This window comes from Paenibacillus darwinianus (genome assembly GCF_000598065.1).
Classification (GTDB): Bacteria; Bacillota; Bacilli; order Paenibacillales; family Paenibacillaceae; genus Paenibacillus_I; species Paenibacillus_I darwinianus.
On the sequence record NZ_KK082144.1, the window covers coordinates 13,514 to 36,217 of the forward strand.

Here is a 22,704-nt window from a genome sequence, read left to right on the forward strand (position 1 = left end):
GAGCGCCTTGCGCTTCCTGCGTCTTCCGGTTGTTCAACCACGACAGAAAGGCCGTGAATGCCATCATGCTAATCGATTATCATACCCATCATGCCAGATGCGGGCATGCCGTCGGCACGCTGGAGGAATACGTGAAGCGGGGAGCGGAGCTCGGTCTGGCGCAGATCGGGCTTTCCGATCATATGCCGCTGCTGCATGTCGATCCCGCCACGTATTATCCGGAGATGGCGATGCCGATGGAGGAGCTGCCCCGTTATGTCGAGGAATGCCTGGCGCTTAAAGAGAAGTACAAGGGCGTCATCGATGTTCGCGTCGGCCTGGAAGGCGATTACATAGAGGGACACGAGGAAGCGATCGAGCGTATCGTCGGGGCGTATCCGTGGGACTATGTGATCGGCTCGGTTCATTTTCTCGGCGAGTGGGACATTTCGGATTTCCGCCAGACGCAGGGCTGGGAAGGCAAGGACCGGATGGCGGTTTACGGGCAATACTACGATGCGGTGGCGAAAGCCGCGGCAACGGGGTTTTACGATTACATCGGCCACATCGACGTGATCAAACGGTTCGGCTTCCAGCCCGAAGGCGATGTCACGGCGATGGAAAATGCGGCCCTCGAGGCGGTTGCGCGCCACGGGCTTGCAATCGAGCTGAACGCTTCCGGACTGCGCATGCCGGCGGCCGAGATGTTTCCGTCGAAGCGGATGCTCGAATACGCGCTGTCGCTCGGCATACCGGTGACGGTAGGGTCCGACGCGCATCAGCCTGCCCGGCTGCATCAGTACGTGGACGAGGCCCGCACGCTGCTCAAAGAGGTCGGGTATTCGCAGCTGGCTACGTTCGAGGGACGCAGGCGGACGTTAGTCGATTTTTGAAAAATCGTAAGTTCCATGTATAATGATATTGTCGATAGAACATACGTAAAGCATTTATCATAAGGATTTACAGGCGGTCAAATCGTTCCAGGAGGGTAACATGTTCAGCGATAAGGTGCGTATTTTCTCGGGTTCCTCGAACCCGCTGCTGGCCGAAGCCATAGGCGAGCAGCTTGGCGTTTCGCTAGGCAAAATCAAATTGTCCCGTTTCAAAAGCGGTGAGATCTATGTTCATTATGAGGAGACGATCCGCAACTGCGACGTGTTCCTTGTACAGTCGTTCTCGCATCCGATCAACGATCACTTCGTAGAGCTGCTTGTCATGATCGACGCCGCCAAACGGGCTTCGGCACGGACGATTAACCTCATCGTGCCGTATTACGGTTATGCCCGCCAGGAGCGTAAAGCGGCTCCCCGTGAACCGATTTCGGCGAAAATGGTGTCAGACGTGCTTACCACGGTCGGCGCCCACCGCATCATTACGCTCGATCTGCACGCACCGGCCATCCAGGGCTTCTTCAACATCCCGGTGGACCATTTGACCGCGCTTGACCTGCTGAGCGATTATCTGAAGGCGAAGGACATCAAAAATCCGGTCGTCGTCTCGCCCGACGCGGGACGCGCGTCCACGGCCGAGAAGCTGGCCAACTACCTGAACGCGCCGTTCGCGATCATGATCAAGAAGCGGCCCGCGCATAACCAATCGGTCATCACGCACGTCATCGGCGACGTCCAGGGACAGACGCCGATCATTATCGAGGATCTGATCGACACCGGCACGACGATCGTCAATGTCGTCGAAGGGTTGAAGGAACGCGGAGCGGAAGATGTTTTCGTCTGCGCGACGCATCCGCTTTTTTCCGGTCCTGCGCTGCAGCGTCTGGATCACCCGAACATCCGGGAGGTTGTCGTCACCGACTCGATCTTCCTGCCGGAGGTGGCTTCCGAGCGGTTCAAGGTGATTTCCGTCGCTCCGATGCTGGCGGAAGCGACCCGCATCATTATCGAGGGCGGCTCGATCAGCACGTTGTTTAAGAACGCGGGTGTTTAACACCACAAGCAGTTCGCATCGTTTGCCTTCCCTTCGAGAACTCCCGAGGCGCGGAGGCGCGGACCTGACATTCTTTGCTCATGTATGAAAGGGCCGCGCTATGGTATAATCGTAGCAAATTGTTCAACGAACGGGAGGTGCCTATGCGAGTGAAACAGAAAAAACAGGCGGCCGCTGGTAACGTCAGCACGAAGGTCATAAACATTCAACTGGACGCCTCGTTCTTTTTCGAACGCGCGGTCCGTTCGCTCGACCGGTATCATTACGATAAGGCACTGAAATATTTTCGGCGCGCCGTCGAGTACGAGCCCGACAATCCGGTGAACCACTGCAACATGGCCGGCATCCTGTCGGAGATGGGCAATTACGAGGAATCGAACCGCATTCTGAAATGGGTCGTCGACGAGCTTGATCCGGCCATGACGGAATGCCATTTCTATATGGCTAACAATTTCGCGAATATGGAACTGTACGAGGCGGCGGAGGATTCGCTCGTGCAATACCTGGAAGAGGATGCGGAAGGACAATTTCTGGATGAGGCCGAAGAGATGATGGATCTGCTCCGCTATGAGCTGGAGCGGCCCATGAAGCAGGCAGTCGTGAAATCGCGGGAAGGGATCGGCAAGCATGACAAAGCCCGCGCTTTGCTGGAGGAAGGAAAGTTCGTCGAGGCCGTCCGCATTCTGCAGGACGTTGTGGCCAAGTATCCGGAATTTACGGCTGCGCGCAATAATCTAGCGTTGGCCTATTATTATATGGGGCAGTTCGAGCAGGCGATGGATACGATCCGGGATGTGCTCGAGCTCGAACCCGGCAATTTGCACGCGCTGTGCAATCTGGCGATTTTTCATCGACATGCGGGCGATGACGAGCAGTTGGCACCGCTGCTTGCCTTCTTGCAGAAGACGGTGCCTTTTCATCAGGAGCATGTGTTCAAGCTCGCGACGACAATGGGGATACTGGGGCAGCACGACACCGCCTTCGTGCATTTCGCCCGGCTGCTCAAGGAGCTCCCTCAGCAGCAGGACCCCTGCCTGTACCATTACGCCGCGGTTGCCGCCTGCAATATGGGGCGTTTGAACGAAGCGGAGCGGTTCTGGAAACTGGCGGCCAAGCTGGATACGGATTCGGGAATCGCGGCCTATTACCTGGAGCAGATGGACAGTCTTCGCCAGGGGACAATGCCCGTTCCTTCCAGCTACCACTATCATCTGCCGTTTGAGGAGCAATTCAAGCTGTGGGAGAAATCGTCCGATCCGCTCCCGGACCAGTTGAAGCGCGATCCGCTTATCCGCTCGTCCTTCTTCTGGGCGCTGCGGCACGGCGACCGAAACACGAAGCTGCAGGTCATTCAAGCGCTCGGCATGATTGCCGACGGTGAAGTGAAGGACGCGTTGGCCGAGTTTCTGCTGGAGCCCGGGGAAGAGGATTACCTGAAGCGGATTGCGATTTTCGTGCTGCGGGGCATCGGCGTTACGGATCCGCTGCCGGCCGTGCTGGAGGGCGAGCGGACGACGGTCGAGCGGAACCGTATGCCGTCACGGCTGCCGATCTGGAACGATCGCTGGCAGACGGTGGTTGAGACGGCGCTTACGCGAATGCAGAGCCGGTACGATATGGTGCAGCAGCATGATTTGCTTACTTTGTGGGTAGAATTTCTGAGCAGGCTGTATCCCAAGACGCCTGTGATCCGACGTCCGGAAGGCTGGGCGGCTGCGCTTGAATATTTGACGGCGAAAATGCACCGGCGCGCGATCACCTATCAGGAGGTGGCGTCCCGGTACGGCGTATCGGTCGCTACGGCGAGCAAATATGCCAAGTGGATCGACGACGTATGCGGCATTCGCGAGAAGATGAAGACGATTTTGCCGGCCTTAGGCGATCTCGGTCCCGAGGCTTGAGCGCGATAGATAGAGGAGGGTAACCTGCATGAGCACCACGCACAAAGCGATTATTATCGGCACGGGCCCGGCTGGACTGACGGCGGCGATTTATTTGGCCCGCGCGAATTTGAGCCCGCTTATCATTGAAGGCCCGGAGCCGGGCGGACAATTGACGACGACGACCGAGGTGGAGAATTTCCCTGGCTTTCCGGAGGGCATTCTTGGCCCTGATCTGATGGCCAACATGCGCAAGCAGGCCGAACGGTTCGGCGCAACGTTCAAGACTGGCTGGGTCAACACGGTGGATCTTTCGAAGCGGCCGTTTACGCTGCAGGTGGAAGGTTTTGCCGAACCGCTGACGGCGGAGACGCTCATCATCTCGACCGGCGCATCGGCGCGATACCTCGGCATTCCGGGCGAGAAGGATAACGTCGGCCGCGGCGTCAGCACGTGTGCGACCTGCGACGGCTTTTTCTTCCGGGGCAAAAAAATCGTCGTGGTCGGCGGCGGCGACTCCGCGATGGAGGAAGCGAATTACCTGACGCGGTTCGCTACGGAGGTGCAGCTGGTGCATCGCCGCGACGAGCTCCGCGCTTCGAAGATCATGCAGGACCGCGCCCGTGAGAATGGCAAAATCAGCTGGAAGCTGAACCGTACGCCGCTCGAGGTCGTGGCGACCGGTATGGGCGTTACGGCACTGAAGGTGCGTAATAATGAGTCGGGTGAGGAAGAGTTGGTCGAGACCGACGGCGTATTCGTGGCCATCGGCCATACGCCGAACACGAAGTTTCTCGCCGGCCAGATCGACACAGACGAGACGGGCTACATTATCGTGAAGCCCGGCACGACGGAGACAAGCGTACCCGGCGTATTCGCCTGCGGCGACGTGCAGGATCAGAAGTACCGCCAGGCGATTACGGCGGCCGGCAGCGGCTGTATGGCGGCGCTTGATTGCGAGAAATTCCTCGAGGGCCATATGGTGCACGACTGGAGCCAGTCGCTGTAAGGTTGATGAAAGGCACAGGCCGGTTATGCCGAATTGCAGCGTATATAGAACAAAAAAGGCGCCCGCGAGGCGTCTTTTTTTCGGTGTTTCTGGTAGAGACCGCTTACCCGACGTGAGTGGGGGGTTGAGGCCCTGATGGAATATTCTGGCGCAAGGCTGAGGCCGGCCGAAACTCTCCCGTGCGAACACGCTTGCACAAGCTTGCCAACCCCTGGGAAGCTATGTCCTAGGCGGCTCCGCCATTCTTGACCTGAGCATAGCGTTGGCTTATAGTTGGTACAGAAGCAGTTAATTATGTGATCGAGGTGGCCAAGTGATGTCTGAGAAGCTTTACGTCGGCGTGGATGTCGGCGGTACGACGATTAAAGTCGGGGTGTGCAATCCGGAAGGGGCGTTGCTCCATACGTACGAAGGCCCGACCGAGAACGAGAAGGGCGCGGAGCGTATTATGGAGAATATCGCGGCTTACGCGCAGCTCTCGGTCAGCCAGCTGTCCCGTTCCTGGGATGAGGTCGAAGGCGTCGGCGTTGGCATCGCCGGATTTCTGGACATTCCCAACGGCATCGTCGTATTGGCACCGAACCTGAACTTGAACAACGCCAGCGTAAAGGATTTTCTTATTCCGCGCCTCGGTAAACCGGTGCTTATCAATAACGACGCCAACGTTGCGGCGCTTGGCGAAGCATGGGGAGGCGCGGGTCGGGGCGTATCCGACTGCGTTTGCTACACGCTCGGAACCGGAGTCGGCGGAGGGATTATCATCAACGGCAGGATTGTGCAGGGCCACAATGCGGCAGCAGGCGAACTCGGTCATATCTCGATCGTGCCGGACCTGGAAGCAATCCAGTGCGGCTGCGGCAAAATGGGCTGCCTGGAGACGGTTTCCTCGGCGACCGGAATCATTCGAATGGCGAAGGATGCGGTGGCCCGGGGCGAGAATACGACGATGTCGCTGGTAGATAACATGATGGCCAAGGACGTTATCGATGCGGCGAAGGCCGGCGATGAGGTCGCGGCGCGCATTGTGAACCGCGCGGCTTTTTATCTGGGCAAATCGATGGCGGTCGTAGCAGTCGTTGTCAATCCGCAGCGCTTTATTATCGGCGGAGGCGTGTCCAAGGCAGGGGAGTATTTGTTCGAGCAAATCCGCGAGGTTTTTCATAAGTATACGCCTTCAGGCGCATCCAAGGGTGTGGAGATCGTGCCGGCCGAGCTTGGCAACAATGCCGGCGTCGTAGGCGCGGCCGGATTGTTTTTGCGCGGGTAACGCCGCGGAATTGAGGTCGGGGCGGCCAGCATGGAGGGGGAACGCAAATGGATAACGGAACGGCGATGGCGAAGCTCGTCATCATTACCGGCATGTCCGGAGCGGGTAAAACGATTGCCGTGCAAAGCTTGGAGGACTTGGGCTTTTTCTGCGTCGACAATCTGCCGCCTGTACTCATTCCGAAATTCGCCGAGCTTATCGAATCTTCCAACGGCAAAATCGGGAAAGTGGCGCTTGTCATCGACCTGCGCGGCAGGGAGTTTTTCACCGCGCTTTCCGAGTCGCTCAATTATATGAAAGAGCACTATACGATCAGTTATGAGATTCTGTTCCTTGATGCGACGGACAGCGTGCTGGTCCAGCGGTACAAGGAAAGCCGCAGAAGACACCCGCTGGCTCCCGAAGGGCTGCCGCTCGAAGGGATCGGTCTGGAGCGCAGGCTGCTGGAGGACTTGAAGGGACTGGCGACACAGGTCATCGACACGACCAGCCTCAAGCCGGCCAAGCTGAAGGAACAGATCGTCTCCCGTTTCACCAATGCGGAGCAGAAGACATTCTCGGTTAACCTGACATCGTTCGGTTACAAGTACGGGGTTCCGATTGATGCGGATTTGATTTTCGACTGTCGGTTTTTGCCGAACCCGCATTATGTCGACCATTTGCGTCCGAATACAGGGCAGAATGCCGAAGTGTATGAATATGTCATGAAATGGCCCGAAACGCAAACCTTCCTCTCCAAATTGCTCGATATGCTCAATTTCCTCATTCCGATGTACGAGAAAGAAGGCAAAAGCCAGCTCGTGATCGGGATCGGCTGCACGGGCGGCAAACACCGTTCGGTCGCAATCGCCGAGTATCTGGGGCGCACACTGGGAAGCAGCGATACCGAAACGGTGCGTGTCAGTCATCGCGACTCCGATCGCGACCGACATTAATGGGGTGAATGAATGGAGCATCACGGTAAAGGCATACGCAGCACCCCCCGCATCGTCGTCATCGGCGGCGGAACGGGACTGTCCGTCATGCTCCGGGGTTTGAAGGAAAAGCCGCTCGATATTACGGCCATCGTTACGGTTGCCGATGACGGCGGCAGCTCCGGTATTCTCCGCAACGAGTTGCAAATCCCGCCGCCCGGCGACATCCGCAACGTGCTGATGGCGCTCGCGGACGTGGAGCCGCTGCTGACGAAGCTGCTGAAATATCGGTTTCCAACCGGAAACGGTTTAGCCGGCCATAGTTTGGGAAACCTGATGCTGGCGGCTATGACCGATATTTCCGGTGATTTTGTCACCGGCGTGCGCGAGCTCAGCCGGGTATTGGCCGTGCGCGGCAAGGTGCTGCCTGCTGCGGCGCATGCAACCGTACTGAATGCGGAGATGTCGGATGGCACGATTATTACCGGCGAATCGATGATCCCGAAGGTGAGAGGCCGAATCAAGCGCGTTTTCATTGAACCGTCCGGGGTCGAGCCGCTTCCCGAGGCTGTGGAAGCGATTCGGTCGGCCGACGCGATCCTGATCGGGCCGGGCAGTTTATATACGAGCATTATGCCGAATCTGCTGGTGCCGGAATTGGCGAAAGCGCTTATCGAGTCGGATGCGGTCAAGCTGTTCGTCTGCAACGTGATGACCCAGCCGGGCGAGACGGACGGTTACTCCGTTTCGGATCATCTGGAGGCCATTCGGCATCATGTGGGACAATCGTTGTTCCATTACGTTATCGTCAATAATGGAGAGATCCCGCCTGAAGTGCTGCAAAAGTATGCCGAGGAGGGAGCGGAGACCGTCACGGTCGATTACGGGGAGTTGAACGGCCAAGGGATCAAGGTCGTTGCCGACCGCCTGGTTATGTTCAGCACGTATTTGCGGCATGACGCCGCGCGGCTCAGCCACCATATTTATCAGCTGGTGGAAAACTGGATGTCCGGAAAGAGGTGAAAGACGTGTCCTTTGCGGCGCAAACCAAAAAAGAACTGACGCTCCTCGAGGCGGACGATTGCTGCGAAGTGGCGGAATTGTCGGCCTTGATCCGGATGAACGGTTCGGTTCAACTATCCAGCCGTAAAGTCATACTCGACATTTCTACGGAAAATGCTGCGATCGCCAGACGGATTTACACGCTTCTCAAAAAAAAATTCGCCGTGCATATCGAGCTGCTGGTTCGCAAAAAAATGCGGCTGAAAAAAAACAATGTGTATATCGTCCGGATTCCAGCCAAGGTTCAGGAAATACTGGCCGATCTGAAAATCGTATCGGAAGGCTTTATGTTCAATGAGGGAATCGACAAGGAGATTCTGCGCAAGCCATGCTGCAAGCGCTCCTATCTGCGCGGCGCCTTTCTTGCCGGGGGCTCGGTTAATAATCCCGAAGGGTCCTCCTACCACCTGGAAATCGCTTCTTTGTACGAGGAGCACTGCAAGGCTCTCGTTGATCTGGCCAACAAATTCAATTTGAACGCACGCTGTATCGAAAGAAAGAAGGGCTTTATTTTCTATATCAAGGAAGGAGAGAAAATCATCGAGCTGCTTAACATCATCGGCGCCCACCAGGCGTTGTTCAAGTTCGAGGATGTCCGGATTATGCGGGATATGCGCAATTCGGTCAATCGGATCGTCAACTGCGAGACGGCTAATTTGAACAAAACGATTGGTGCCGCGGTCAGGCAGATCGATAACATTAAATTGCTGCAGAAGGAAATGGGGCTGGAAAACTTGCCGGACAAGCTGCGGGAGGTAGCCGAAATCCGGCTGGCGCATCCCGACATGAACCTTAAGGAGGTCGGCGACCTGCTCAAGGGCTCCGTCAGCAAATCGGGCGTCAACCATCGGCTTCGCAAAATCGACGAGTTGGCGGAAAAAATCAGAAACGGCTAAGGGCCGGCTGTGGTCTATGCAGGCAATTAATGCTATAATAATGCAAAAAGCCTAACACGTCTTCGTTCACAATAGAATACGTAGCGAGTGAAATTCCTTATAGGGGGTATGGTTCATGACAAAGCAACCGGTTGTCGTACGTCTGAAGACGGGACTCCATGCAAGACCGGCGGCGCTGTTCGTACAAGAAGCGAATAAGTTTTCGTCCGAGGTTTTTGTCGAGAAGGACGATAAGAAGGTCAACGCCAAATCGATCATGGGTATTATGAGCCTGGCGATCAGCTCCGGCACGGAGGTAACGATCAGCGCGGACGGTTCGGACGCGGAGCAGGCCGTAACGGCTCTCGTCAATCTGGTCAGCAAGGAAGAGCTGGAGAATCAATAAGCACATAAGCACAATAGTGCGTACGAAAGGGCACCTCAGGGTGCTTTTTTATTTGGGCAAGCAAAAAGCCGCCATAGGGCGGCAGAATGATCATTACGAATTTGGAAGCTCCGGCATTTCGAGGTTGCGCGTTCGAAGCGCATCTTCGATCAGTTGGATGAATTCTTCGGACAGGTTCATGGCTTTGGCTTCGCGGTAAACCTCGAGCAGATGCTCATCGTTCAGGGGGCGAAAAAGCATGGTCTTATCCTGCAACGGTACCGAGCATGACTCCGATGCCGGGTTCGCTATAAACGGTGCGGTCCGGCGCGAGGCGGAGCTCGACTTGTTTAACGGCTCGTATTCTTTTGCATAGTCGCGCATAGTCCGAAATGGATTCGAGAAACGCATAAGCAGCACTCCAAAAATTTGTTTTCAAAACCTGCCAACAACTGTATGAATATGGCAAGCTTAGCTTGTCTTTATCATAGCATGGCAGAAGTGATTCGTGGGCTTCAATTCAGCACTTCGAATTGTTATTGACACTATATAAAATGTTTGGTAATTGGAAAATATGGTAAATAGATGCCCTCCCGCGAACGGGAGGGCATCTATTATGCCGGTTGATTAGATTTTCTCAATGACCTTGTCGACGAGGCCATAAGTGAGAGCCTCTTCCGCCGACATGAAGTAATCCCGGTCGGTGTCCTTCTCGATCCGGCTGAGCGGCTGGCCCGATCTCTCGGCAAGGATGGCATTCAGCTTGTCGCGCATTTTCAGGATCCGTCTGGCGCGGATCTCGATGTCGCTGGCTTGGCCTTCGGCTCCGCCGAGCGGCTGATGAATCATTACTTCGCTATTCGGAAGCGCGAATCGTTTGCCCTTCGCGCCCGCCGTCAGCAGGAAAGCGCCCATGGATGCCGCCATCCCTACGCAGATCGTCGAAACGTCGGGTTTGATGAACTGCATGGTGTCATAAATCGCCATGCCTGCCGTGATGGAGCCGCCAGGGCTGTTGATGTACAAGCTGATGTCCTTCTCCGGGTCGTCGGCCGCCAGGAACAGCAGCTGAGCGATAATGGAGTTGGCGACGACGTCATTAACGCCGGTGCCCAGGAAGATGATACGATCCTTCAGGAGCCTCGAATAAATATCGTAAGCCCGTTCCCCGCGATTGCTTTGCTCAATAACCATTGGGACGAAATTCATGTCCACAAGTGCTCCCTCCAATCGAATAGTCGAAAATAATTGTTAATCTGTACTCATCATAACGAATTCCAAAACAAAAGTCAAAGATAGTCAAACTCCGGGCGCAAAAAAACCGGCGAATGCCGGTTCAATTTCAAATTGAGTTTAATGTTCGGAGTATAAATGGCGCGCCCGCTAGGAATCGAACCTAGATCTCAGGCTCCGGAGGCCTACGTCATATCCATTGGACCACGGGCGCAAGTCAGCAAAAATTATTATATGATAATCTCAAGCCAATTGCAAGGGTAATGGCAATAAAAATATTGGCAGCCGCAATCGGCCGGGATTCCAGCAGACTCGTCCTGAAACGTGGGAGGCGGGAAAATGGATATGGGCGGGGCTACTTGCTTTTTGGCACGTGATCTTTTACAATGAGAAAGAAGGAAAAGCGTGGCTGTGCTTTTTTTTTGACCCAGGTGGGACCGAAAAAGTTACAGCGGGACGAATAATGTCCAGCTAGTTGGCGGGTTGTGCGCGGAAGCATGCTGCGGGATTCTCCTTCCTTACATATTTAACCGGGGAGTCGGATAACCTACGCACATCCTGGGGAAGGAACGGGTGCATGACGTGAGAAAGCTCATCAATGTTCAGAAGCAATTAATTCCCGACCTTTCCGACACGATGAAAAAAAGATACACGATTCTCCATCACGTCCGTTTAATCGGCCCGGTCGGACGGCGTACGCTGGCCCAAACGCTCCATATGACGGAGCGGGTGCTGCGAGCGGAAGCCGAATTCCTCGAATCCCAGGGGCTGCTCGACATCGGCCCGGACGGAATGCGGGCGACGGTCTCCGGTGAACGGCTGCTGGAGGAGATGGAGCCGCTGGTCAAGATGCTGTTCGGCATCACGGAGCTGGAGGAGGAGCTTCGCCGGCGGTTCGGCCTGAAGCAGGCGGTGATTGTCGCCGGCGACTCTGACGAAACGCCGCATGTGAAGCAGGAGCTTGGCCGCGCGGCCGCTTCGATCCTTCGCCGCTATGTGACGAAGGGCGATATTATCGCCGTTACCGGAGGATCGACGATGGCGCAAATCGCGGAACGGATGACGCCTTCCCCGCAGTTCAAGGGCTGCTGGTTCGTTCCCGCGCGCGGGGGACTCGGCGAGCGGGTTGAGCTGCAGGCGAATACGATCGCATCGGCGATGGCGAAGCGGACCGGCGCGCAGTACCGGATGCTTCACGTGCCGGATCACCTCGGCGAAGAAGCCTATCAATCGCTGATTCAGGATCCGACGGTAAGCGACATTATCGCCGACATCCGCAAGGCGCGCATTGTGCTTCACGGCATGGGCGAGGCGCTCGTCATGGCCCGCAGACGCCGGGTCGATGAACGAACGATGACCTCGCTGCTCGCGGAAGGGGCGCTGGCGGAAGCGTTCGGCTATTATTTCGACGAGCAGGGGAGAGTCGTGCACAACATGCCGACGGTCGGCCTGCGAATCGAGGACATCGACAACGCCGAGCTGCGCATCGGCGTTGCCGGCGGCGCAAGCAAGGGGCGCGCCATTGCGGCCGTGATCCGGCATGGGCGGGAGGATGTGCTCGTGACGGACGAAGCGGCCGCCGAGCAAATGTTATTGATGGGACCGGTGTGATTCCGGATAACTTCGGTTATCCTGATGAATAAATTTGTTTTAATAATAGGAGGATGTACAAGAATGGTTAAAATCGGTATCAATGGCTTTGGCCGCATCGGCCGCAACGTATTCCGCGCCGCGCTGAGCAGCAAGGAAGTTCAAGTCGTAGCTGTCAATGACCTTACGGATACGGCGACGCTGGCTCATCTTCTGAAGTACGACACGACGCATGGCCGTCTGGACGCAACCGTCGAAGCTAAGGAAGGCGCGTTGATCGTTAACGGCCGCGAGATCAAGGTTTTTGCGGAACGCAATCCTGCAGACCTGCGTTGGGGCGACCATGGCGTAGAGATCGTCGTTGAATCGACCGGTATTTTCACGGCGAAGGAGAAAGCCGAGCTTCACCTGCAAGGCGGCGCCAAGAAGGTTATCATCTCCGCGCCTGCAACGAACGAGGACATCACTGTCGTTATGGGCGTTAACGAAGACAAGTATGACCCGAAAGCTCACACGGTTATTTCCAATGCTTCTTGCACGACGAACTGCCTGGCGCCGTTCGCGAAAGTGCTGAACGACCAGTTCGGAATCGTCAAAGGCATGATGACGACCGTTCACTCCTACACGAACGACCAGCAAGTGCTTGACCTGCCGCACAAGGATCTGCGCCGCGCCCGCGCTGCTGCGGAGAACATTATTCCTTCTACGACCGGCGCAGCAAAAGCCGTTGCACTCGTACTGCCGGAACTGAAAGGCAAGCTGAACGGTATGGCAATGCGCGTTCCTACGCCTAACGTTTCCGTAACCGACCTGGTTGTGGAAGTGAAGAGCAACGTAACGGTAGAGCAAGTGAACGGCGCCCTTAAGGCGGCTGCTGAAGGCCCTCTGAAAGGCATCCTGAACTTCTCCGAAGAGCCGCTCGTATCGAGCGATTACAATGGCGACCCTGCTTCCTCCACCATCGACGCGCTGTCTACGATGGTCGTTGAAGGCAACATGGTCAAAGTCGTTTCCTGGTACGACAACGAGTGGGGCTACTCCAACCGCGTCGTTGACCTGGCCGCTTACATCGCAAGCAAAGGCCTGTAATCTCATATTCGCTTCAAGGGCTAAAGAGGAGAAACGCGAGCAACGGTTTCTCCTCTTTTAACCGCGTTAGGATGCAGAGCCCCGCAGGTGGCTGCACGCTTGGCAGTCAGGCGGGTAATCAGAGGAGGAACCGTTCATGAACAAGAAAAGTGTGAGAGACGTCGAACTGGCCGGCAAACGCGTATTCGTGCGCGTCGATTTCAATGTGCCCCTTGAGAACGGCGCCATTACGGACGATACGCGCATTCGCGAGACGCTGCCGACGATCAAGTTTTTGATCGAGAACGGAGCGAAGGTCATTTTGGCCAGCCATATGGGCCGTCCGAAGGGACAAGTCGTTGAAGAGATGCGTCTGACGCCCGCGGCGACGCGTTTGTCCGAGTTGCTCGGCAAACCGGTTGTGAAAGCCGACGAAGCGATCGGCGATACGGTAAAGGCACAAATCGCCAAGATGAACAACGGCGACGTGCTGCTGTTGGAGAATGTCCGTTTTTACGCCGGCGAGGAGAAGAACGATCCGGAGCTTGCGAAAGCTTTTGCGGAGCTGGCCGACCTGTTCGTGAACGACGCGTTCGGCGCGGCGCACCGCGCACACGCTTCTACCGAGGGCATCGCCCATCATCTGCCGGCCGTATCGGGCCTGCTGATGGAGAAGGAGCTTGACGTGCTCGGCAAGGCGCTTAACAACCCGGACCGTCCGTTTACGGCAATCGTCGGCGGCTCGAAGGTGAAGGACAAGATCGACGTCATCAACAAAATGCTCGAAATCGCGGACAACGTACTCATCGGCGGCGGTCTTTCCTACACGTTCCTGAAGGCGCAGGGCCATGAGATCGGCAACTCGCTGGTCGACAATGAGAAGCTTGACCTGGCGCTCGGCTTCATCGAGAAGGCCAGGCAGCTCGGCAAAAACTTCCTGATCCCGGTCGACATCGTCATTACGGACGAGTTCAGCGCGAAGGCCAATACGAAGGTCGTCGGCGTTGACGGCATTCTGCCTGAGTGGGAAGGCATCGACATCGGACCGAAAACCCGCGAACTGTATGCGGACGTCATCAAGAAGTCCAAGCTGGTCGTATGGAACGGGCCGATGGGCGTATTCGAGATCGAACCGTTCTCGCACGGTACGCTCGCAGTTGCGCAAGCCTGTGCTGACACGGAAGGCTATACCGTTATCGGCGGCGGCGATTCGGCGGCGGCGGCCGAGAAGTTCCAGCTGGCGGACCGGATGGATCATATTTCGACGGGCGGCGGCGCCTCGCTGGAGTTCATGGAAGGTAAAAAGCTGCCGGGCGTCGAAGCATTGAACGACAAGTAAGCCAAGCAGAGAGGATGGACGGACATTGAGAAAACCGATAATCGCAGGTAACTGGAAAATGTTCAAGACGGTCGGCGAAGCCGCCGCGTTTGTCGCGGAAGTGAAGGGGAAAGCGGAAGTCGAAGGTGTGGAAAGCGTCATCTGCGCGCCTTACACGACTTTGCCCGCGCTGGTTGAAGCGGCGAAGGGTACCGCAATCGGCATTGGAGCGCAGAATTTGCATTTCGAGGATAACGGCGCGTTCACCGGCGAAATCAGCGGCGTTATGTTGAAGGACCTGGGGGTACAGTACGTTATTATCGGCCATTCGGAGCGCCGCGCGTATTTTGCGGAAACCGACGAGATCGTGAACAAGAAAGTTCAGGCGGCTTTCAAGCATGGCCTCGCGCCGATCGTCTGCGTGGGCGAGAAGCTGGAGGAACGCGAAGCCGGCCGGACGAAGGAAGTCTGCAAGGTGCAAACCGAGGCGGCGCTGCAGGGCTTGAGCGCCGAGCAGGCGGGGCAGACCGTTATCGCTTATGAGCCGATTTGGGCGATCGGAACGGGCAAGTCTTCGACGGCCGCCGATGCCGAGGACGTTATCGCTTATATTCGCGATATTGTGAAATCCGGATTTGACGAGGCGACGGCGCAAGCGGTCCGCATTCAATACGGCGGCAGCGTGAAGCCGAACAACATCGCGGAATATATGGCACAGCCTAACATCGACGGCGCGCTCGTAGGCGGCGCCAGCCTGGAGCCGGCATCGTATATTGCGCTCGTCGAGGGGGCCAAGTAAGATGGCCGCACCGAAACCCGTCGCGCTGATCATTATGGACGGCTTCGGCCTTCGCCCGGAATCGCACGGCAATGCCGTGGCCCAGGCCAAGAAGCCGAACTACGACCGTTATATGGCGACATACCCGAATACGACGCTCACCGCTTGCGGTGAAGCGGTCGGTCTGCCCGAGGGGCAAATGGGCAACTCCGAGGTCGGCCACCTCAACATCGGCGCCGGCCGGATCGTGTATCAGGATCTGACCCGCATTTCGAAATCGATCCGCGATGGCGAATTTTTCGAGAACGAGACGATGCTGGGCGCGATCAAGCACGTCAAGGCGTTCGATAAAAAGCTGCACCTGTATGGACTCTTATCGGACGGCGGCGTACACAGCCACATCAACCATCTTTTTGCGCTGCTGGAGCTGGCCAAAAAGGAAGAGTTGACCGAGGTGTACATCCATGCGTTCCTGGATGGCAGGGACGTTTCGCCCGATAGCGCGAAGGGTTACCTGGAACAGCTGCAGGCGAAAATTTCGGAGCTCGGCGTAGGCCGTATCGCTACGGTTCAAGGCCGTTACTATGCTATGGACCGCGACAAGCGCTGGGAGCGCGTCGAGAAATCGTATCGCGCCATGGTGTACGGAGAAGGCCCGCAATATACCGATCCGGTGCATGCGGTCGTGGAATCGTACGAGAAGTCGGTGTTCGATGAGTTCGTTATGCCGACCGTCATCGTAGGCGGCGACGGCAAGCCGGTGGCGCTCGTTGAGTCGGAGGATGCGGTCATCTTTTTCAACTTCCGACCCGACCGCGCGATTCAGCTGTCGCAGGTGTTTACGAACACGGATTTCCGCGGCTTCGACCGCGGCGGCGCTCATCCGAAAAACCTTTATTTCGTATGCTTGACGCTGTTCAGCGAATCGGTAGGCGGCTACGTCGCTTACAAGCCGAAGAATCTGGACAATACGCTCGGCGAAGTGCTGGTGCAGCAAGGTAAAAAGCAGCTGCGGATCGCCGAGACCGAGAAATATCCGCACGTCACGTTCTTTTTCAGCGGCGGCCGCGACGTCGAGCTTCCGGGCGAGACGCGTATCCTCATCAATTCGCCGAAGGTTGCGACTTATGACCTGAAGCCTGAGATGAGCGCTTACGAGGTAGCCGAGGCGGCTGTGAAGGAGATTGAGGCGGAGAATCACGACGTCATCATTCTGAACTTTGCCAACCCGGATATGGTCGGCCATTCCGGCATGCTGGAGCCGACGATCAAAGCGGTGGAAGCGACTGACGAATGCATGGGCATGGTTGTAGAAGCCGTGCTCTCCAAGGGCGGGGTCGTGTTGATTACGGCCGACCACGGCAACGCGGACCTGGTGCTCGACGACCAGGAGCGGCCGTTCACGGCGCATACGACGAACCCGGTTCCATTGATCGTTACCAAGGAAGGCATCTCCTTGCGCGAGGGCGGCATTCTGGCCGACATTGCGCCGACGATGCTCGATCTGCTCGGCATTGAGCTGCCGGCGGAAATGACCGGCCGGACGATGATCGCCAATAAATAAACGAGCAGCAAACCACAAAACCCAAACAGAGGAGTGTTACCCGACATGTCTATGATTACCGACGTTTACGCACGCGAAGTACTTGATTCCCGCGGGAATCCGACCGTTGAAGTGGAAGTTCACCTGGAATCGGGCGGCCAAGGCCGCGCGATCGTTCCGTCCGGCGCATCCACCGGCGCATACGAAGCGGTAGAGTTGCGCGACGGCGACAAAAGCCGTTACCTGGGTAAAGGCGTACTGAAAGCCGTTGAGAATGTGAACGAGCTGATCGCGCCGGAAATCATCGGTCTGGACGCGCTTGATCAAGTCGCGATCGACCGCGCGATGATCGAGCTAGACGGCACGCCGAACAAAGGCAAGCTGGGCGCCAACGCGATCCTCGCGGTATCGATGGCGGTTGCCCGCGCGGCAGCCGATGCGCTGAATGTGCCGCTGTACACCTACCTGGGCGGCTTCAACGCCAAGGTACTGCCGGTTCCGATGATGAACATCGTCAACGGCGGCGAGCATGCCGACAACAATATCGACGTGCAGGAGTTCATGGTACTGCCAGTAGGCGCACCGACGTTCCGCGAAGCGCTCCGCATCGGCGCTGAAATTTTCCACAATCTCAAATCCGTTCTGAAGGACAAAGGCTTGAACACCGCTGTCGGCGACGAAGGCGGCTTTGCTCCTAACCTCGGATCGAACGAAGAGGCGATCACGACGATCATCTCCGCCATCGAGCGCGCAGGCTACAAGCCGGGCGTCGACGTGTTCCTGGGCATGGACGTTGCGTCCACCGAGTTTTTCAAGGATGGCAAATACCACTTGGAAGGCGAAGGCCGTTCCTTCACTTCTGCCGAGTTTGTGGACCTGCTTGCATCGTGGGTCGACAAGTACCCGATCATCACGATCGAGGACGGCTGCTCCGAGGATGACTGGGAAGGCTGGAAGCTGCTGACCGAGAAGCTGGGCGGCAAAGTACAGCTGGTCGGCGACGACCTGTTCGTTACGAACACCGAGCGCTTGTCAACCGGTATCGAGAAGGGCATCGGCAACTCGATTCTCGTTAAAGTCAACCAGATCGGCTCGCTGACGGAAACGTTCGACGCGATCGAAATGGCGAAGCGCGCCGGTTACACAGCCGTCATCTCCCACCGTTCCGGCGAGAGCGAGGACAGCACGATCGCCGACATCGCCGTTGCAACGAACGCAGGACAAATCAAGACCGGCGCTCCGTCCCGTACGGACCGCGTCGCAAAATACAACCAGCTGCTTCGCATCGAAGACGAGCTGGGCAGCACCGCTCAATACGCCGGCACATCGGCGTTCTACAACCTCAAGAACTTCAAGAAGTAAACAGCACGAAGCAAAAGCCCGGTCTCCGCATCAAGCGGAGCCGGGCTTTCTGTTGTCCTGACAACAGGAGGATGGATCGTTTGGCAGGATGGCGGTTACCGGTTCAGATATCTGTTCTTGATGACGTTAAGATGATGCATTTCATGTCCGACGATGACGCAAGCGGCCGCCCGGGCAGAAAGCGGTCGGTTGTGAAATTCGCCCTGGCGAAGCCAAGCGTCGTCGGAGAGGCTGCGCAGCAGCGGGATTGTGGCAGCACGGACGGCGGCAAACTCATCTATTACAACGGATAAGGGAAGCTTGCCGAAGGGCGCATGCCGGGCGAACATGTTCTGATCGTAGCCGGAAAGCGTCTGCGGGTCGTTGCGGACGATGCGCAGCAGGCGATATGTCCAAACGCGTTCATTGTCGGCAACATGGCCGGCTACCTCCTTCACCGACCATTTACCCTCGGCATAACGGTAGTCGGCTTGCTCCTCGCTTAATCCCCTGAGCAGCGCAACCGTCTCTTCCTTCTGCCGCTGCAGAATTTCAATAAGATCGCCGTCCGGCACCAGCTTTACATACTGCCCCATTTGCGGCAAATACTCACTTGCATCCGGTCTTCCTTCCATCAAGCATTCCTCCCTGAATCAGTCCTATTTACCCTTCAATGTAGGCTTGTTGCCGAGCGCTGTCAAGTTTCATTCGGGCTACACTTAACGATCTGCGCCGCGGGATGGAAGAGGCACGGTGCTGTTGGGGACGCCGCCCCTAATCGACTCTCTTCCGCTCCGCGCACTTTCGCCAAAATCGCAAACAATTCGCACCAAAACCTGACTATCATCCCCGCACCCCGGCGGTATAATAAAACTTGCAAGCGGATACGGACGCTGATATCCAACCAAAATGAAGAAATGGTGGTGGCCTTGGTGGCAAAACCGATCATCGGTATTCAAATGTATACATTCCGCGATTTGACGAAGGACGATTTGCTTGGAACATTGAAGCAGGTGGCTGAAATCGGTTATGAGGCGGTTGAATTTGCAGGCTTTTTCGGACACTCGGCAAAGGAAGTGCGCAAGGTGCTCGACGACAATGGCTTGCGGGCGCCTTCCGCGCATATCGGCCTCAACCATGCGGAGCCGGACAAGCTGGAGTCGGACCTTCAGCAGCAAATCGAATATGCGCAGGAGCTCGGCCTCGAATATATTGTTACCCCTTGGTGGCCGTTCCCGGACGTGCCGGCGGAGCAGGATCTGGAGCGCTTTATCTCAGCGATCGATACGGCATCGAAGCTGGTGACCGCCGCCGGACTGAAGTACGGCTATCATAATCATGATTTCGAATTCAAAAAGGTCGGCGGCGAGACGATCATGGATGCCCTTTTGGCGCGCATTCCTGCTGAGCGGCTCATTGCCGAATTCGACCTTGGCTGGGTGCATGTCGGCGGCGCCAAGCCTGTCGACTACATCAACCGTTATAAAGGACGCGTGCCCCTGGCGCATTTCAAGGATTTCGGCGAAGGCCGGAGCGATACGGAAATCGGAGCTGGTTCGGTGGACTTCGACAGCGTGCTGAAGGTGGCGGAAGAGTCGGGCATCAACTACATCATCGTCGAGCAGGAGCAGTTCAAGTCGTCGCCGCTGGAGAGCGCGCGGATCAGCCTTGAATTTTTCAAGAGCCGCAGTTTGGTTTAAAGAGCTGTCGGCGGGAAGCTTGCGGGGGGGAAGCCGCTCTGCGGCTTCCTTTTTGTGCCGCAAAGCAAATTGCCGCAAAGCAAATTGTTGTCATCGTTGTCTGGCTGTGATACAATCATTTTACTGTGTTTGCCGTAGTTGTCCTTATTGATTCGGCCATGGAAACGACTATTAGCTCCTGCTCTGGAGGTGTGTAACTGTGGAAATCGCAATGAAAATTTTGTTGATCATATTCTCGATCGGACTGATCGCGGCTGTCCTTCTGCAGAAGGGCAAAAGCGCGGGTCTATCCGGCGCGATTACGGGCGGCGCCGAACATCTGTTCGGCAAGCAAAAGGCGCGTGGTCTGGACCTGTTCCTGCAGCGTTTGACGGTCGGTCTGGCAGTCGGGTTTTTTATTCTTTCGTTGATTGTGGCTTACGTAGTAGGAAACGGCTAATTGAATCAATGTTAGGAAGCGGACCGCTCTCGGTCCGCTTTTCGTTTTTTTGCGATTGCGGATTCAATTGCCGCTTTTCGTGTATACTAAATGGTATATGGAAATCTATCACAGACCGCACAGAAGGCCGGTAGACAACAGACCGGTGCGGCATATGAGGTGAACCGACGTGGTAACGGAGCAGGATTTGCTCGGATTTATGCGGGATACGGCGTACAAGCCGCTGACGTATCAGGAGCTGGAGCAGCATTTTGGCATCGATGAAGCAACCGATTTCAAAGCGTTTCTCAAGATGCTTAACGAGCTTGAGGAAGCGGGGAAAATCGTTCGCACCCGCCATGAGCGTTACGGTGTGACCGAGCGGATGAATTTGACGCGCGGCCGGGTGCAGGCGCATGCGAAAGGGTTTGCTTTTCTGATACCCGATGACAAGGCGCATCCGGATGTCTATTTGCATGCGAACGACTTGAAAAGCGCGATGAACGGCGACATCGTCCTAGTGCGCGTAACGTCCAAAAGCGAGGGCGGCGGCCGGATGGAAGGCGAGGTCGTGCGCGTCGTCCAACGGGCGATTACCCAAGTGGTCGGCACATTCGAGCACCATGAGGCGTTCGGGTTCGTTATGCCGGACGACAAGCGGATCAACCGCGATATTTTCATCCCCAGGGAAAGCTTCGGCGGCGCCGTAACCGGCCAGAAGGTCGTCGCAAGGATCGTGAATTATCCGGAGGGCCGGTCCGCGGCGACTGGAGAGATCGTTGAAATTCTCGGCCATAAGGACGATCCGGGCGTCGATATCCTGTCGATCATCCGCAAGCACCAATTGCCGGAAGGGTTCCCGGACGAGGTGCTGGAGGAGGCGGAAGCGGCGCCGGATTCGATCACCGAGGAAGAGATCGTCCAGCAGGGACGGCGCGATCTGCGCGGCAAGACGATCGTGACGATCGACGGCGAAGATGCGAAGGATCTCGATGACGCGGTCAACGTTGAGCGACTGGAAAACGGCAACTACGTGCTGGGCGTTCATATCGCGGATGTGGGGTATTACGTGCGGGAGAGGTCCGAGCTCGATCAGGAGGCGTTCCGGCGGGGGACAAGCGTGTATCTGGTTGACCGGGTCATTCCGATGCTGCCGCACCGGCTGTCGAACGGCATCTGCTCGCTCCATCCGCAGGTTGATCGGTTGACGCTGTCCTGCGAGATGGAGTTTGACGCGAAGACGATGAAGCGGGTAAGACACGATGTGTTTACTAGCGTGATTCGCACGGCGGAGCGCATGACGTACGCCAACGTACGCAAAATATTGGTGGACGACGATGCCGAGCTGAAGGAGCGGTACGCCGCTCTGGTGCCGATGTTCCAGGTCATGCAAGAGCTTGCGATGAAGCTGCGGTCGAAGCGGATGAAGCGCGGAGCGATCGACTTTGATTTTCAGGAATCAAAAATTCTGGTCGACGAGAACGGCAAGCCGTATGATATCGTCAAACGGGAGCGTTCAGTGGCCGAGCAGATCATTGAGGAATTCATGCTGGCGGCGAACGAGACGGTGGCGGAGCATTTTCACTGGCTGCGGGTGCCGTTCCTGTACCGAATTCACGAAAATCCGGATTCGGAGAAGCTGTTGCATTTCGTCCAGTTCGCATCCAATTTCGGTTATGTGGTGAAGGGCAAGGGCAATACCGTGCATCCGCGCGCGCTGCAGGGTTTGCTGGAGGAGATTCGCGGCACGAAGGAAGAAACGGTCATCTCGACGATGATGCTGCGGTCGATGAAGCAGGCCAAGTACGACGCGGAGAGTCTCGGTCACTTCGGCCTGGCGGCCGAGTTCTATTCGCACTTCACGTCGCCGATCCGGCGTTATCCGGACCTCATCATCCACCGCGTCATGCGCGAGGTGCTGGAGAACGGCGGCATGCTGACGGAGCAGCGGCGCGAGGCGCTGGAGGCGCGGATGCCGGACATCGCCCAGCACTCGTCTGAGCGGGAGCGGGTCGCGGTCGAGGCCGAGCGTGATACCGAGCAACTGAAGAAGTGCGAGTTCATGCTGGATAAGGTCGGCGAGGAGTTCGAAGGCATTATCAGCAGCGTGACGAGCTTCGGGATGTTCATCGAGCTGGAGAACACGGTGGAAGGGCTTATCCGTCTGAGCGACCTGACGGACGACTATTACCATTTCCACGAGCTGCAGATGGCGCTGGTCGGGGAGCGCACCTCGAAGATTTACCGCATCGGCGACGAGGTGAAAGTGCGCGTCGAGCGCGTGAACATGGCCGACCATACGATCGATTTCGGGATGGTCGACATGAAGCCGCGGATCGAAGGCGGCTATCGGAAAAGCGGCGGCGAAGGCCGCGGTGGCGGCCGTGCGGCCGCCGGGCG

At 56.8% G+C, this 22,704-nt stretch carries 21 protein-coding genes and 1 tRNA gene; 18 read left to right on the forward strand and 4 right to left on the reverse strand.

The window, feature by feature from the left end; translation table 11 throughout:
- Positions 1–65: 65 nt before the first annotated feature.
- From BG52_RS05280 to BG52_RS05320, 9 genes are all read left to right on the forward strand, one after another.
- Positions 66–872 carry a histidinol-phosphatase HisJ gene (locus BG52_RS05280; protein ID WP_036581904.1) on the forward strand — a complete coding sequence of 269 codons (807 nt, stop codon included), beginning with the start codon at positions 66–68 and terminating at the stop codon, positions 870–872.
- A gap of 100 nt (positions 873–972) precedes the next feature.
- Positions 973–1,923, forward strand: a complete 951-nt coding sequence (locus BG52_RS05285) for a ribose-phosphate diphosphokinase (RefSeq protein WP_036581869.1) — start codon at positions 973–975, stop codon at positions 1,921–1,923.
- Between the two features lie 149 nt (positions 1,924–2,072).
- Complete coding sequence (locus BG52_RS05290) at positions 2,073–3,824, forward strand: tetratricopeptide repeat protein (RefSeq protein ID WP_223298923.1); 1,752 nt, start codon at positions 2,073–2,075, stop codon at positions 3,822–3,824.
- A 28-nt stretch (positions 3,825–3,852) separates the two neighbouring features.
- A complete protein-coding gene (gene trxB / locus BG52_RS05295; protein WP_036581866.1) occupies positions 3,853–4,812 on the forward strand; it encodes a thioredoxin-disulfide reductase in 960 nt (319 codons plus the stop codon).
- Between the two features lie 316 nt (positions 4,813–5,128).
- Positions 5,129–6,079, forward strand: coding sequence for an ROK family glucokinase (locus BG52_RS05300; RefSeq protein ID WP_036581864.1), 951 nt, complete (start codon positions 5,129–5,131; stop codon positions 6,077–6,079).
- Positions 6,080–6,126: 47 nt separating this feature from the next.
- Positions 6,127–7,014 carry an RNase adapter RapZ gene (gene rapZ / locus BG52_RS05305; RefSeq protein WP_036581861.1) on the forward strand — a complete coding sequence of 296 codons (888 nt, stop codon included), beginning with the start codon at positions 6,127–6,129 and terminating at the stop codon, positions 7,012–7,014.
- A 12-nt stretch (positions 7,015–7,026) separates the two neighbouring features.
- On the forward strand, positions 7,027–8,016 hold the full coding sequence (locus tag BG52_RS05310) for a gluconeogenesis factor YvcK family protein (protein ID WP_036581859.1): 990 nt from the start codon (positions 7,027–7,029) through the stop codon (positions 8,014–8,016).
- Positions 8,017–8,021: 5 nt separating this feature from the next.
- Positions 8,022–8,951 carry a DNA-binding protein WhiA gene (gene whiA / locus BG52_RS05315; RefSeq protein WP_036581856.1) on the forward strand — a complete coding sequence of 310 codons (930 nt, stop codon included), beginning with the start codon at positions 8,022–8,024 and terminating at the stop codon, positions 8,949–8,951.
- A gap of 115 nt (positions 8,952–9,066) precedes the next feature.
- Positions 9,067–9,336 (forward strand): HPr family phosphocarrier protein, encoded by a 270-nt coding sequence (locus BG52_RS05320; protein WP_036581853.1) that lies wholly within the window; start codon positions 9,067–9,069, stop codon positions 9,334–9,336.
- Positions 9,337–9,429: 93 nt separating this feature from the next.
- On the opposite strand, the gene sda is transcribed toward BG52_RS05320, so the two are convergent.
- The 3 genes from sda to BG52_RS05330 form a co-directional block, all read right to left on the reverse strand.
- A complete protein-coding gene (gene sda, locus BG52_RS15250) occupies positions 9,430–9,726 on the reverse strand; it encodes a sporulation histidine kinase inhibitor Sda (protein WP_081793608.1) in 297 nt (98 codons plus the stop codon).
- 216 nt (positions 9,727–9,942) lie between these two features.
- A complete protein-coding gene (clpP, locus tag BG52_RS05325) occupies positions 9,943–10,524 on the reverse strand; it encodes an ATP-dependent Clp endopeptidase proteolytic subunit ClpP (RefSeq protein WP_190287470.1) in 582 nt (193 codons plus the stop codon).
- A gap of 163 nt (positions 10,525–10,687) precedes the next feature.
- Positions 10,688–10,762, reverse strand: a tRNA-Arg gene (locus BG52_RS05330).
- 368 nt (positions 10,763–11,130) lie between these two features.
- On the opposite strand from BG52_RS05330, the gene BG52_RS05335 reads away from it, so the two are divergent.
- The 6 genes from BG52_RS05335 to eno all read left to right on the forward strand — a co-directional run bounded on the left by BG52_RS05335 (position 11,131) and on the right by eno (position 18,207).
- Positions 11,131–12,159 (forward strand): sugar-binding transcriptional regulator, encoded by a 1,029-nt coding sequence (locus tag BG52_RS05335; protein WP_036581899.1) that lies wholly within the window; start codon positions 11,131–11,133, stop codon positions 12,157–12,159.
- Between the two features lie 63 nt (positions 12,160–12,222).
- On the forward strand, positions 12,223–13,227 hold the full coding sequence (gene gap / locus BG52_RS05340) for a type I glyceraldehyde-3-phosphate dehydrogenase (protein ID WP_036581849.1): 1,005 nt from the start codon (positions 12,223–12,225) through the stop codon (positions 13,225–13,227).
- A 136-nt stretch (positions 13,228–13,363) separates the two neighbouring features.
- Positions 13,364–14,545 (forward strand): phosphoglycerate kinase, encoded by a 1,182-nt coding sequence (locus tag BG52_RS05345; RefSeq protein WP_036581847.1) that lies wholly within the window; start codon positions 13,364–13,366, stop codon positions 14,543–14,545.
- 25 nt (positions 14,546–14,570) lie between these two features.
- Positions 14,571–15,323, forward strand: coding sequence for a triose-phosphate isomerase (gene tpiA / locus BG52_RS05350; RefSeq protein ID WP_036581845.1), 753 nt, complete (start codon positions 14,571–14,573; stop codon positions 15,321–15,323).
- 1 nt (position 15,324) lies between these two features.
- On the forward strand, positions 15,325–16,866 hold the full coding sequence (gene gpmI, locus BG52_RS05355) for a 2,3-bisphosphoglycerate-independent phosphoglycerate mutase (RefSeq protein WP_036581843.1): 1,542 nt from the start codon (positions 15,325–15,327) through the stop codon (positions 16,864–16,866).
- A gap of 45 nt (positions 16,867–16,911) precedes the next feature.
- Positions 16,912–18,207: a phosphopyruvate hydratase gene (eno, locus tag BG52_RS05360; RefSeq protein WP_036581841.1), complete on the forward strand. Its 1,296-nt coding sequence runs from the start codon at positions 16,912–16,914 to the stop codon at positions 18,205–18,207.
- Between the two features lie 95 nt (positions 18,208–18,302).
- Here eno and BG52_RS05365 read toward each other — a convergent pair whose 3' ends face one another.
- Entirely contained in the window at positions 18,303–18,821 is a 519-nt protein-coding gene (locus BG52_RS05365) for a DinB family protein (protein WP_036581840.1), read from the reverse strand.
- Positions 18,822–19,118: 297 nt separating this feature from the next.
- Here BG52_RS05365 and BG52_RS05370 point away from each other — a divergent pair, with 297 nt between their 5' ends.
- The 3 genes from BG52_RS05370 to rnr form a co-directional block, all read left to right on the forward strand.
- The gene (locus BG52_RS05370; protein WP_051587687.1) at positions 19,119–19,886 is read left to right on the forward strand and encodes a sugar phosphate isomerase/epimerase family protein; all 768 of its coding nucleotides are present in this window, start codon (positions 19,119–19,121) and stop codon (positions 19,884–19,886) included.
- 199 nt (positions 19,887–20,085) lie between these two features.
- Entirely contained in the window at positions 20,086–20,325 is a 240-nt protein-coding gene (gene secG, locus BG52_RS05375; RefSeq protein WP_036581834.1) for a preprotein translocase subunit SecG, read from the forward strand.
- A gap of 169 nt (positions 20,326–20,494) precedes the next feature.
- Positions 20,495–22,704: ribonuclease R (gene rnr / locus BG52_RS05380; protein ID WP_036666933.1), on the forward strand; the 2,210-nt coding region annotated here is incomplete at its 3' end.